The sequence below is a fragment of the Natronocella acetinitrilica genome (assembly GCF_024170285.1).
GTDB lineage: Bacteria > Pseudomonadota > Gammaproteobacteria > Nitrococcales > Aquisalimonadaceae > Natronocella > Natronocella acetinitrilica.
On sequence record NZ_JALJXV010000013.1, the window covers coordinates 60,372 to 72,704 of the forward strand.

Consider the following 12,333-nt stretch of genomic DNA (forward strand, 5'->3'; position numbering starts at 1 on the left):
AGCGCAGCTCGATAAGAGTGACAGGAAATCCCCCAGGCGTGACTCCTTATCGTGAGACTGCAACTCTTCAAGTACTGGAACCTCGTTCGTTCCAGTTTCTGGTTCGTGCCATCGCTGATGGCCAGCGGGGCAGTGGCGTTGGTCTTCGCGAGCGTCGCCGTTGACGAGCCGTTGACGGACTGGTTGGCTGTCAACCTGGGCTGGACGTTCAGGGGTGAAGCAGAAGCAGCCAGCGCCGTGATGGAGGTTATCGCCGGATCGATGATTACCATCGCTGGTGTGGTTTTCTCGATGACGTTGGTCGCGCTATCGCTCGCATCTTCCCAGCTAGGGCCTCGTCTGCTGCGGACGTTTATGCGAGATACCAGCACCCAGGTTGTTCTCGGCACGTTCATTGCCACTTTCGTCTATTGCTTGCTCGTCCTCCGACTGATCCGCCGCGCGGAAGAGGTCGAGTTCGTACCGAATCTGTCGGTCAGCCTCGGCGTTTTGCTGGCGGTGGCGAGCGTAGGCGTGCTGATCTACTTCATCCATCACGTATCGGTTTCCATCCAGGCCAACGAGATCGCCGGGCGAATCGGCAAGGAATTGATTCAGAAGATCGACCAACTATTCCCGGAGGAAATCGGGCAGGAGGGCCAACCGGGCAAGACTGACCTATCCAATGTGAAATTTATCGAGGCGTTCGATCGGGATGCGAAGCCAGTCGCTGCGGACAAGGATGGCTATCTTCAGAGTATCGACGGCGGCGCCCTGCTCGCGCTGGCGATGGAGAAGGACTTTGTTGTTCGACTGCAGCGAAAGCCTGGAAACTATATCGTCGCCGGTCTTCCGCTGTTGTTGATCTCGCCGGGGAGCCGGGTGACAGACGACCTGGCGAAAGAAGTCAATTCCTACTTCGTTATGGGCGACCAGCGGACCACCGGTCAGGACATCGAGTTCTCGGTGAACCAGCTTGTGGAGATGGCGGTTCGAGCGCAGTCAACTGGACTCAACGATCCGTTCACAGCCATCGCATGTGTGGACCTTCTCGGATCAGCTCTGTGTCGACTTGCAGCGCGAGACATGCCGTCACCATTTCGCCATGACTGCCGGAACCAGCTTCGGCTCATCGCGCGTGCCGATACCTTCGTGGACTTCGTGGATGCGGCGTTCAATCAGATCCGGCAATACAGCCGCTCCAGCGCCGCGGTGACTATCCGCCTGCTGGAGACGATCGCGGTGATCGCGGAATTCGTGCATCGTCCGGAGGATCGCGCCATTCTCCTGCTGCACGCAAGAATGATCGCCCAGGGAGCGAAGGAGGAGCTGCCCGAGAAAGAGGACCGTCGGGTGGTCGAAGAGCTCTGGCAAGCGGTAATCGAGTTGTACAGCGAACCCACAGAGAACCTCCGCTAATACGTAAGCACCTGCCGTCATTATCATTTAAGTAAGCGTTGAAGTATTCACGCCGCCACACACGCAGAGACAGTCCTCGCGAATGTTTCCGCTCCTTCATGTCCCAACGAAACCGTTCACGTTTCGTATGTTGGGCGGCGAACGGTCATCACAAAAAAATGAACATATGGTTCGCAGAGATCACCAATTTCCCCACAAATGAGGAAATTTATGCAAACCACCGCTGGAAACCATTATCCAGGTGTTTCCTGGGGCGCCATCCTGGCAGGTGCCGCGTGCGCTGCGGCGTTCTCTTTTATTTTGCTGATTCTCGGCTTTGGCTTGGGTTTGTCGAGTATTTCACCTTGGTCCAATAGTGGTGTTTCTGCCGCCGTCATTGGTGTTTCCAGCTTTATCTGGGTTGCCTTTACACAGATTACGGCGTCAGGCCTCGGTGGCTATCTGGCCGGACGCTTGCGGGTCAAATGGATCGATGTCGACAACAACGAAGTGTATTTTCGCGACACTGCTCATGGCCTTATCACTTGGGCAGTGGCGACGCTTTTTGCCGCCGCTCTGCTGACATCGACTGTCAGCGGCATACTCAGCGGCGGGGCAAAAGCCGGAGCTGAAATAGCCGGCGGTGCGGCCAGCGCAGCGGGCTCGTTAGTTGAAACGACAAACGGCAGCGCCGATCAGGATTCGAATTATTTCGTCGATTCACTGCTGCGCACCAGCCCGGGCGCCACTGGTGATCAACGCGCCAATGACGATATTCGTAGCGAATTGTCCACCATCATATTTCGGGATCTGATTAATGGTGATCTCAGCACAGAAGACTCTCGCTATGCAGCGCAAGTCGTTGCCAACCACACTGGGCTGACCGAGCAGCAAGCGCAGGAACGGGTTACGACAGTCGTGAATCAGGCGCGGGAATTGGCCACAGAGGCAAGACAGACGGCACTCGATACTGCCGAGGCAACTCGCAAGACTGCCGCCTACTCCTCATTGTGGATGTTTGTGGCACTGCTATGTGGTGCATTTTTCGCCAGCTTCATGGCCACCGTCGGCGGTCGTCAGCGGGACGCGTTGGCGTAGTAAAGGTCTGGATTTGCGCAGGTCTACATAGCGTTATTCTTAATTAATTCAGGAGGTCGACCATGCGATCAATTCTATTGCTTTTTCTCGGAGTCCCCATACCGATTGTGATTTTGCTTGCAATCATTCTTTGACGGTATTTCCGGGCGGCCCATCAGAATCCAGCGCGCTGCCTGACTGAAACCATTCACTGGCTCTTTTCAGGTAACCACCCAATGGCAAAGCGAAAAGTAACTCCTGACACGCAGGCGGAAGATACGCAGGATCTGGTTGCAAAGATCAAGCATAACGCCAATAAGGCACTCGAACATGGCCACGACAACGCCTTGGCGCCGCCTCCAGGCATAACAGCTGATCCGCCGTCGGAGGCCGTGACCGCGAGCACGCTCAGTGAGACCAATATCTCCGCCAAAACGGGGGCGGCGGCTTATCCTGGCAGCAATGAAACCATTGGCACACTCGTGCGGGTTCGGGCAGACGCAAGTGCTCAGCGGTTGACCACCAATCATGGGGTGCCCATAGGCGACAATCAGAACTCCCTGAAAGCCGGTTTGCGCGGTCCTGCGCTGCTGGAAGATTTCATCTTGCGGGAAAAAGTCACCCACTTCGACCATGAGCGCATTCCTGAACGAATTGTTCATGCGCGGGGCTCGGCGGCCCACGGAATTTTTACGGCCTACGACGAGTTGAGTGAGTTTACCCGCGCAGCACCCTTTACTGAAAAGGGAAAAGTAACGCCTGTATTCGTGCGCTTTTCCACCGTGGCTGGTGAGCGGGGCTCTGTTGATACAGCGCGGGATATTCGCGGCTTCGCCGTCAAATTTTATACCGATGAGGGCAACTGGGATCTGGTGGGCAACAACATCCCCGTGTTCTTTATCCAGGATGCCATGAAGTTTCCCGACCTTGTTCATGCCGTCAAACCCGAGCCACACAACGGTATGCCCCAGGCCGGCTCTGCACACGACACCTTCTGGGACTTCGTCTCGCTGATGCCCGAGTCCACCCACACCCTGATGTGGGCCATGTCAGATCGCGGCATTCCGCGCAGTTATCGCATGATGCAGGGCTTCGGCGTGCATACCTTCCGGCTGGTCAACGCGCAGGGGGTCTCACATTTCGTGAAGTTCCACTGGAAGCCATTGCTCGGCACCCACTCCCTGGTCTGGGATGAAGCCGCCAAGATTCAGGGGGCTGACAACGACTTCCACCGCCGTGACCTGTGGGATGCGATTGAAGCCGGTGAATATCCCGAATGGGAGTTGGGCCTGCAGATCTTCACCGAGGAACAGGCCGATGGCTTCAGCTTTGACGTGCTGGATTCCACCAAGATCGTACCCGAGGAGCTGATACCCGTTCGCCCGGTGGGCCGCATGGTGCTGAATCGCAACCCGGACAACTTTTTCGCTGAAACCGAGCAGGTGGCGTTTTGCACAGCCCATGTGGTCCCGGGCATCGATTTCAGCAATGACCCGTTACTGGCTGGGCGAATTCATTCCTATGTGGATACGCAGATCTCGCGCCTGGGTGGCCCCAATTTTCACGAGATACCCATCAATTCTCCCATCGCACCGGTCCACAACAACCAGCGTGACGGCATGCACCGCCAGACCGTGCACAGGGGGAAGGTCGCCTACGAACCAAACTCCCTCGGCGGGGGCTGCCCTTTCCAGACCGGCGAGATGGGTTTCGTTTCATTCCCGCAGCGCGTCAGCGAAGACAAGGTGCGCGGCAAGCCGGAGAAGTTCGCAGATCACTACACCCAGGCAACCCTGTTCTGGGAGAGTCAGACGGACTGGGAAAAAGACCACATCGTCGGCGGATTCCGTTTTGAATTATCGAAAGTGACGGTGCCTGCAATTCGTGAGCGCATGCTGTCCTCCCTGGTGAATGTGTCGAAAGATCTGGCAAAGGAAGTCGCGAAAGGACTGGGGCTTTCCGTGCCCAAAGCCATGCCAAAAGCACTGAGTGAAAAAGTCGATCCAGAGGTCACCCAGTCTCCGGCCTTGTCGCTGACGGCATTGCCGGGTACCGGCGAGGTACGTACACGCAAGGTCGCCATCTTGTTGGCCGATGGCATTGAGGGAGACTCCATCGCCCGATTGCACGCCATGCTGATCAAGGTGGGGGCAGTACCGGTGTTGATCGGCCCGCAACTGGGTGCGGTAAAGGCAGGCAATAAGCAGGCGCTGGAGGCGAAGGCAACCCTGGAAAACTCACCTGGCGTCTTGTTCGATGCCCTGATACTGCCCGACGGCGAGGCGGGCGTTGAGGTGCTGGCTGCACAAAAACAGACCAATGAGTTCATCGCCAATCAATACAACCATGGCAAGACGATTCTGGCTATCGGGGCATCAAGCAAACTGCTTGTGTCAGCCGGAGCCGTCAAATCAGCATCCGGCACCAAGATGGCTGATGGCCTCTTCATGGCAGCAGGCAAGGATCTGGAGAAGGTTGGAGCATCCTTTATCGACGCGCTGAGTAAACATCGTCACCCCCTGCGCGGAGGTGCCTAGTTGGCCGTTACGATCTGATGACGTCCCGGCGCGCCGTGACAAGCGGGTTGAAGGCAAGGCCAGAGGCTTGTGCAAGAAGGTAAGAAAACTCTTCCCTGATCTGTCATTGCGTCCGGCTTTTAGCTGGGGTGGTACCTTTGCTGCCATTGGAAGCACCCACAGAGGGCTGTGACAAGGGACTCGTCATGAACCAACCGTTATCGCGCAATCGTGACCAATTGTCCGACCACCAACGGAAGTTCGGCAGCCTGCAGGAAGACTGCCCGGTGCGGGCGGCCCCATGGCGCAGCTCAATTTTCTCGAGCCGCACCTGACTACCATGCTGGCATTCATTGGGCTGCGCAGCGTGGAATTTGTGCGCGTTGGCTATGAAGAGTTTCAGGATGAACGGTTGAGGAGTGCCGTGGAGGCGGCCGAGCAGGCGGTGGCGAGGAAGGCGGCTGCGGCGATCGGTTATAATCTCCAGTAACGATGTTCTCCAGGCTTGGCCTTATGCAACGGCCCAAAGCACCGTGATGTCATCACGGTGCGGAAGGCCTTTTCCTGCCTGGAGGTGGGTCATGACCATGCCTGTTCAGCAGACCATCAGAAGCCTCGATGTGCGGGCGGTTCAGGTTCCAATGCGGCTTCCGTTACAGACCAGCAGTGGAACCATTCGCATAGCGCCCCTTGCTCTGCTTGATCTGCACACCAATGAAGCGGTGACCGGGCGAACTTATCTGTTCTGCTACACGCCACTTGTCCTGAAACCTGTGTGCAATCTCCTGGCCAATCTGGAGTCGCTTGTCCAGGGAATGTCAGTCGCGCCGCTTGAGATCAATCGTGCACTTCACGCCCGGTTTCGCCTTCTTGGCACAACGGGGATCGTAGGCATGGCGCTGGCAGCTATCGACATGGCGGCCTGGGATGCTGTTGCGCGAATTGAGGGGCAGCCCCTGGCGCGTGCGCTCGGCGCTGAGCTTATTGATATCCCAGCCTACAACAGCTGTGGGCTCGGCTTGATCGGTGCTGACCTTGCGCCCGCGGAGGCGCAATCACTGGTCGCGACAGGCTTCTCCGCCATCAAGGTTCGACTGGGCTACCCGGATCTGAAAACCGACATCAAGGTGGTGAGGGCGGTGAAGTCTGCCATCGGTGATGAGGTTCACCTCATGGCGGACTACAACCAGGCACTGTCTGTTCCGGATGCCATGCATCGGGTGCGCGCACTGGCTGACGAGGGTCTCTACTGGATCGAGGAACCGTGCCTCGCGCACGATTACCAGGGTTACGCGCGTGTGCGGGACGCGTCTCGATGCCCTATCCAGATGGGAGAGAACTGGTGGGGGCCTGCCGAGATGGCCATGAGCCTTGGTTTCGGGGCGTCTGACCTCGGGATGCCCGATGCAATGAAGATCGGGGGCGTTAGCGGATGGTTGCAGGCGGCTGCCCTGGGGGATTCCGCGGGGATGCCTATCTCGACTCATCTTTTCCCTGAAGTAAGCGTGCACCTGATGGCTGCGACGCCCACACGCCACTGGCTGGAGTTTGTCGACTGGGCCTCGCCCATCCTGAACCAGCCCATGCAGGTGAGAAATGGACAGGCGGGTATACCAAATGCGCCGGGAACGGGAATCGACTGGGACGAAGCCGCCGTTGGCCGTTACCTGGTGCATTGATTCCCATGTGTAATCCAGCGCCAATGTTAACGTAGCGGCCTTCGTCAAACAGAAACCGAGGAGTGCATTCATGGAGCAGGTGCAGAGCCCCGCGCCGCCGAGCAAGGGCTGGCTGGATGTCCTGGGCCGATCCGAAATTCCGCTGGCGGTCTATGGGGTCATCTTTTCGACGATGGCGGTACTGTGGGTGTTCCAGAGTCTGCACCCGGACGTCACGCTGGGATTCTTCACCGAGTTGCTCGGTGCCGCCTTTACGCTTTTCATCATCGACACCTTGCTGGTCCGCTCGAAGGTAAAGCGGTGGAAGATCGTCCAGGAACACGTGGATTACCTGATTGCCCGGGATGTGAACCGGTTGCGGGACGGCCTGGCCATGCGGGCCTTCGGGTTCGATCCCGTCATCAAGGCGGGACGCTCGGAGGATCAGCTCCATGCAGTGCGTGAGCAGCGGGCCGCGTTACTGTCAGCCATGGAGGCAAAGTCGCTGGATGAACTGGGTGCGGCTCTCTCGACGAAGAGCCTCTTTACCGAGAACACATATGCCTATCTGGATGAAAAGGCGAATGCGCTCTGGAATATCTTCAACATGCGATATTCGGAGTACATGGATCCGGAGTTGGTGGCGACGCTGATTCGCCTGCACACGCACATCAAGGACCTGTGTGGGCATATCCGGCAGCATGGTCGGGCCGCCGCATTCCCGGAAGACGCCGAGTATTATCAGACAATCGGCCTGCAGGGGGCGCGTCTGAGCGTCCTGGAGATACTGAAGATGGTGAATGATCTCAAGCAGCAGGGTTATTCTAGGGAAGCGCTGAAGTATTGACGCCGCCGCGCTCGAGTCCGGTTTTCGTTCGTGGCTAGAAGCAAGGTGGCGCAGGTAGTGGTTCTACCTGCGGTGGCTTGCGACAACGCCATGGGCGAAAACCGGCCGAGCCCAATGGGGTTACACGCAGATTTTCCGCGCTGCGTTGTTGCGCCGCTTGGCCGTGGAACCACCACGCCGCTGCGCGCCGCGCCTAGCATCACGAAAAATCTGTGTGTAACGCGGCGGCGTGAATACTTCAGCGCTTCCCTAGGACGGCGAGTATCGCGACCGACAGGGATGATGACTGAGCGAGGCTGGCTCAGTCGATCTCAGGAGTGATGCAGTGAAGATTCATTACCTGCAGCATGTTCCTTTCGAGGGGCTGGCCAGCATCGAGTCCTGGGCAATCAAGGGGCGTCACTCCTTGTCGGTCACCCGGCTCTATGCCAACGAGTCATTGCCTGCCGTCAATGAAATTGACTGGCTGATCGTGATGGGCGGGCCGATGAATATCCATGAGGACGACAAGTATCCCTGGTTGACTCATGAGAAACGATTCATCGAAGCGGCCATCAAGGGCGACAAGACAGTCATTGGGGTTTGTCTGGGGGCGCAGTTGATCGCGCACGTCCTGGGCGCGCGGGTTTATCAGGGGCCGTACAAGGAGATTGGCTGGTATCCCATTTCTCTGATCGACGAGGCAAAACACGCGCCTGTCTTCGCCTCGCTACCGCCCGAGTTCATGGTCTTCCACTGGCATGGCGACACGTTTGACCTACCTCCAGGCGCGACGCGACTGGCATACAGTGATGCTTGCCGGAACCAGGCATTCGTCTACAAGCAAAAGGTGTTGGGCCTGCAGTTTCACCTGGAAACAACCAGGGAAAGCGCCCAGCGGATCATCGAGAATTGCGGCGATGAACTGGTGGAAGGGCAGTATATCCAGCGGGCTGATGAGATATTGGCGAGAGACAGCGATTTCGCGGCGATCAACAATGTGATGGTGCGGCTCTTGAATAACCTGTCCGGAAACAACGCAACTTGAGAGGCAAAAAAGGTATGCCGACAAGCCTCGACCTGGACGCCCTGGCCTCGGAGATGAAAGCGGCACAAGACGCAGCACAGCACGTCGAGCCTTTCACGGCGCGTCTTCCCAGCTTCGATCTCGCCACCGGCTATGATGTTGCGCATCTTGTTCATGAGGCGCGCCTGAAAGAGGGCGTCCGGCCTGTTGGCCGGAAGATTGGCTTTACGAACCCCGGTATGTGGTCCAGGTACGGAGTCCGCGAGCCCATTTGGGGATACATGTACGATACGACGGTTTTTCGGCTCGACGACACCCGTGCTGCCTGCAGCCTCGCTGGCCTCGTCGAGCCGAAGATCGAACCTGAAATTGTCTTCGGCTTTCGCAGGGCTCCACGGGCTGGAGCTGATATTTCCGAAGTCCTTGATGCGGTGGAATGGGTGGCGCACGGCTTCGAGATCGTTCAGTCGCATTTCCCCGGGTGGAGCTTTCAGGCCCCGGATACCGTTGCAGACGGGTCGCTTCATGGCTTCCTCCTCGTCGGTCCGGAGCAGCCTGTGTCTCAGCTCGGCGCCGATGTCGTTGGCGCACTTGAGTCCTTCACGCTCGCGCTGGCATGCAACGGTCGACAGGTCGAGACAGGCAAGGGCTCCAACGTACTTGGCAGCCCGCTTTCCGCGGTCGCCCATCTGCTGTCCGTCCTGGCCAGTCGGCTGGATCATGAACCCCTGCGCGCTGGCGAGATCGTGACCACAGGTACAGTTACCGCCGCTTATGCCGTCCAGGAAGGCGAAACCTGGCGATCCGATGTGCAGGGAATCAGCCTTCCCGGGCTTACCGTCGAGTTCTCGGCTCAATTGGCCGCTGGCAGGAGAGTCTCTTGTGAATAATCTCGTTCTCTGGGGGCGTAGCACCTCGTCGAATGTCCAGAAAGTCCTGTGCATGCTCGCCGAGCTTGAGCTTCCGTTCGAGCAGAAGATCGTCGGGGCGGAACACGGCGGGCTCGACACGCCCCAGTTTCTCGCCTTGAACCCCTGGGGCCGAATTCCCGTTCTCGTCGATGGCGACCTGGTGATCCGGGAATCCACAGCCATCCTCCGCTATCTGGCCGCGCAGTATGGGGCCGAACGGTTCTGGCCGGATTCGCCAGCCGAGAGGGCGCGGGTCGATATGTGGTTGGACTGGGTCATCTCAACCCTGCAACCAGACTTCACGAGGCTGTTTATCAGTTACTACCGGACCCCGGAGGCGCGGCGAAAGGAGCAGGTGGTTTCAACGGCAAGGGCGGCCTGCGAGAAGCATTTTTCGGGTCTCGATCGTCACCTGGCGAATTCTGACTTCCTTGCGGGTGACACCCTGAGCCTGGCGGACTTTCCCATCGCTCCTGCCGTATACAGATATTTCCGCCTGGGGCTCGAGTTGCCGGATTTGCCGCATCTGCGAGCCTATCAGGACCGGTTGGCCGATCGACCGGCATTCCGAACCCATGCGATGGTGCCATTCGAGTTCATGTACGGAGAATTGTCGGGTGGCTGATCCGCGTCGGCATGCATCGCAAGTAATGGCAAGGGTTCTATCTTTAGGGCAGCGCCGACTATCGCACTAAAGACATGGGGCAGTGCAGAACAAAGCCAAGGAGGTGGCGAATGCTGAGATTCGTGAAGTTCGCAGTAGCGGCTGCTAATAACCGGGATCGATTCATCCGTTTTCGTTCACACCAAGCCTGCCTCCAGATCGTAAAGGATTCAGCGTACCAGGAAGATGGGGGGCGAATTACGCAGATCCTCCAGGAGTCTTCGCTCAATGCCTCGCAATAGGCGATTTCCGGGCTGGCTTATTGCGCTGGTCTTGCTGGTTAGCTTTGTGCCATGCACGGCGTCGGCGGAGGGCTTGTTCTCGGCAACGGTCGACCGGCTAAGCAGCAGCGACATGGAGTTTCAGCGCCGTGTGTCCAACGCGCCCTTTACGCCGATCGCCTACTTGGGCGCGAGGCGTTACGGGAACGCACGTCTGGTTGATGATCGCAGTGGTGAGACGCTGAATTTCCAGCAGACCAACCTCTCCGCCTATGCTGCGCTGCCCGGGTGGGTGGGGCAGCGCGATGGGGTATTTGCCGGGGGCTGGCTGAGCCACAGCCGATTTTCTGCGGATGAGCCAAGCGCAGAGGATTTTACAGTCGACTCGGTGGGTGTTGCTGTCGGTTGGCTTCGCCAGGTCCAGCCGCGGTGGCAGGCGGCGGCCTTTATGCTGCCAATCGGGCACCGCAGTTCACTCGGTGATTCGGATTGGAGTCTGCAGACGATGGGCGGGGCTTCTGCCCGGTACATTCAGCGAGACGATCTCTGGTGGGCTTTCGGCGTTTTTGCCAATGCAGGTCCTTACGAACGCTATGTGTTGCCCTACGTCGGCGCGTCCTGGGTTATCAACCCGCGCTGGACCTTGAGCGCCGTCATGCCGTGGCCAGCCTTGCTCTATGCGCCAAGCGGTGATTGGTTTTTCCGCCTTGGCGCATCTCCATCGGGTGCCAGCTGGACGGTCAACTCGCGGTCTGAAGAGGTTGCCGTCAGTCTTGAGTCCTGGAACTTCGGTGTAACCGCTGAGCGTCGCCTTGCAGGGCCCCTCTGGGGCGCGCTTGAAGGTGGCGTGAGGGGCTTGCGTGGGCTGCGTTTGGATACGCGCGATGCGACCGTCGACACGCCGGATTTCAGAGGCGGTAGAAGTGGCTATGTGGCGCTCTCCTTGCGGTTGCGACTTCGCTAGCGCCGAGAGGTCATGAGCCACATGCTATGTTCCGGTTACAAGGGAATGAGAAGGGGAGTGCTATGTGTACGCGAGTGGTTTGGCCGGATGCCAACGGGTCGGTGATCGTCGGCCGCAACATGGACTTTCACAAGGACCTGCTGACGAACCTGTGGACGCAGCCGAAAGGCATCACACGTGACGACGGGGTGCAGGGAAAGCTGACATGGACGTCGAAGTATGGAAGCGTGGTTGCCACTGCCTTCGACATGATCTCGGTTGATGGCCTGAATGAGGCCGGCCTGGCCGGTCACGTGCTGTGGCTGGCGGAGTCGGACTACGGCACGCCGGACGACAGTCGCGCACAGTTGAGTCAGGCCATCTGGATGCAGTACTTCCTCGACAACTACTCCACCGTGGCGGAAGCCGTCGAGTGGATCGAGAAGTCTGGCGTTCAAGTGGTCCAGATGATGGACCCGACGGGTGGGAAGCCGCCGGCGATCCACCTGGCTCTCGATGACGCCACGGGGGATTCGTGCATCATCGAGTACAGCGATGGGAGGCCCAGGGTCTACCACAGCCGCGAGCACCGGGTGATGACGAACTCACCCACTTACGACCAGCAGCTCGAGCTGGTGAAGACCATCAGCGGGCTTGGCGGCGACCGACCCCTGCCCGGTTCCACTCTGGCAAGCGATCGATTCGCCCGTGCCGCATACTACGTGAGCCGTCTGGACCAGCCGCAGACACAGCTGCAGGCTGTTGCCGCCATGTTCAGCGTCATCCGCAACGTCGCGCAGCCGTTCCGTGTCCCGGATCCGGGCAAGCCCGATGCATCCCAGACGCTCTGGCAGACTGTCATCGACCTGACCAACAGGCGCTACGTCTTCGAGTCGACCACCCGCCCCAATATCGTCTGGGTCGACCTGAGTGATCTCGACCTCGGTGAGGGCGCAACCCAGCTGAAGCTTGATTTGGTGAACGAACTGACCGTCGAGCACGGAATCGCAGGCGAAGTCAGCGACAAGTTCGCCGACACCGGCACGCTGAACTTCCTGACTCTCGAGCGCGAAAGTCAACTGCTTGCAGCCGCGTCGAAGGGCAGACTTTGAC

At 58.6% G+C, this 12,333-nt stretch carries 11 protein-coding genes; all 11 read left to right on the top strand.

Annotation, left to right across the window (positions count from 1 at the left end; genetic code table 11):
• Positions 1 to 51 precede the first annotated feature (51 nt).
• The 11 genes from J2T57_RS20935 (at position 52) to J2T57_RS20985 (ending at position 12,332) form a co-directional block, all read left to right on the top strand.
• On the top strand, positions 52 to 1,398 hold the full coding sequence (locus J2T57_RS20935) for a DUF2254 domain-containing protein (protein WP_366519138.1): 1,347 nt from the start codon (positions 52 to 54) through the stop codon (positions 1,396 to 1,398).
• A 210-nt stretch (positions 1,399 to 1,608) separates the two neighbouring features.
• On the top strand, positions 1,609 to 2,475 hold the full coding sequence (locus tag J2T57_RS20940; RefSeq protein WP_253485074.1) for a hypothetical protein: 867 nt from the start codon (positions 1,609 to 1,611) through the stop codon (positions 2,473 to 2,475).
• A gap of 215 nt (positions 2,476 to 2,690) precedes the next feature.
• Positions 2,691 to 4,991: a catalase gene (locus tag J2T57_RS20945; protein WP_253485077.1), complete on the top strand. Its 2,301-nt coding sequence runs from the start codon at positions 2,691 to 2,693 to the stop codon at positions 4,989 to 4,991.
• Positions 4,992 to 5,271: 280 nt separating this feature from the next.
• The gene (locus tag J2T57_RS20950) at positions 5,272 to 5,460 is read left to right on the top strand and encodes a hypothetical protein (protein ID WP_253485080.1); all 189 of its coding nucleotides are present in this window, start codon (positions 5,272 to 5,274) and stop codon (positions 5,458 to 5,460) included.
• Between the two features lie 91 nt (positions 5,461 to 5,551).
• A complete protein-coding gene (locus J2T57_RS20955) occupies positions 5,552 to 6,649 on the top strand; it encodes an enolase C-terminal domain-like protein (RefSeq protein ID WP_253485083.1) in 1,098 nt (365 codons plus the stop codon).
• A 70-nt stretch (positions 6,650 to 6,719) separates the two neighbouring features.
• Positions 6,720 to 7,475, top strand: coding sequence for a hypothetical protein (locus tag J2T57_RS20960; RefSeq protein WP_253485086.1), 756 nt, complete (start codon positions 6,720 to 6,722; stop codon positions 7,473 to 7,475).
• Positions 7,476 to 7,800: 325 nt separating this feature from the next.
• Positions 7,801 to 8,502 (top strand): type 1 glutamine amidotransferase, encoded by a 702-nt coding sequence (locus tag J2T57_RS20965; protein WP_253485089.1) that lies wholly within the window; start codon positions 7,801 to 7,803, stop codon positions 8,500 to 8,502.
• A 14-nt stretch (positions 8,503 to 8,516) separates the two neighbouring features.
• Positions 8,517 to 9,371 carry a 2-keto-4-pentenoate hydratase gene (locus tag J2T57_RS20970; RefSeq protein ID WP_253485092.1) on the top strand — a complete coding sequence of 285 codons (855 nt, stop codon included), beginning with the start codon at positions 8,517 to 8,519 and terminating at the stop codon, positions 9,369 to 9,371.
• A complete protein-coding gene (locus J2T57_RS20975) occupies positions 9,364 to 10,017 on the top strand; it encodes a glutathione S-transferase family protein (RefSeq protein WP_253485095.1) in 654 nt (217 codons plus the stop codon). The genes J2T57_RS20970 and J2T57_RS20975 overlap by 8 nt, the downstream gene beginning before the upstream one ends.
• Positions 10,018 to 10,284: 267 nt before the next feature.
• Positions 10,285 to 11,241, top strand: coding sequence for a hypothetical protein (locus J2T57_RS20980; protein WP_253485099.1), 957 nt, complete (start codon positions 10,285 to 10,287; stop codon positions 11,239 to 11,241).
• 62 nt (positions 11,242 to 11,303) lie between these two features.
• Positions 11,304 to 12,332 (top strand): linear amide C-N hydrolase, encoded by a 1,029-nt coding sequence (locus tag J2T57_RS20985; protein WP_253485102.1) that lies wholly within the window; start codon positions 11,304 to 11,306, stop codon positions 12,330 to 12,332.
• The last annotated feature ends 1 nt before the right edge of the window (position 12,333 follow it).

What these genes read in the sequence shown, in the direction of transcription:
- J2T57_RS20980 (WP_253485099.1), top strand. Translation starts at nt 10,285, where the DNA reads ATGCCTCGCAATAGGCGATTTCCGGGCTGGCTTATTGCGCTGGTCTTG.
- J2T57_RS20985 (WP_253485102.1), top strand. Translation starts at nt 11,304, where the DNA reads ATGTGTACGCGAGTGGTTTGGCCGGATGCCAACGGGTCGGTGATCGTC.
- J2T57_RS20970 (WP_253485092.1), top strand. Translation starts at nt 8,517, where the DNA reads ATGCCGACAAGCCTCGACCTGGACGCCCTGGCCTCGGAGATGAAAGCG.
- J2T57_RS20950 (WP_253485080.1), top strand. Translation starts at nt 5,272, where the DNA reads ATGGCGCAGCTCAATTTTCTCGAGCCGCACCTGACTACCATGCTGGCA.
- J2T57_RS20940 (WP_253485074.1), top strand. Translation starts at nt 1,609, where the DNA reads ATGCAAACCACCGCTGGAAACCATTATCCAGGTGTTTCCTGGGGCGCC.
- J2T57_RS20955 (WP_253485083.1), top strand. Translation starts at nt 5,552, where the DNA reads ATGACCATGCCTGTTCAGCAGACCATCAGAAGCCTCGATGTGCGGGCG.
- J2T57_RS20960 (WP_253485086.1), top strand. Translation starts at nt 6,720, where the DNA reads ATGGAGCAGGTGCAGAGCCCCGCGCCGCCGAGCAAGGGCTGGCTGGAT.
- J2T57_RS20945 (WP_253485077.1), top strand. Translation starts at nt 2,691, where the DNA reads ATGGCAAAGCGAAAAGTAACTCCTGACACGCAGGCGGAAGATACGCAG.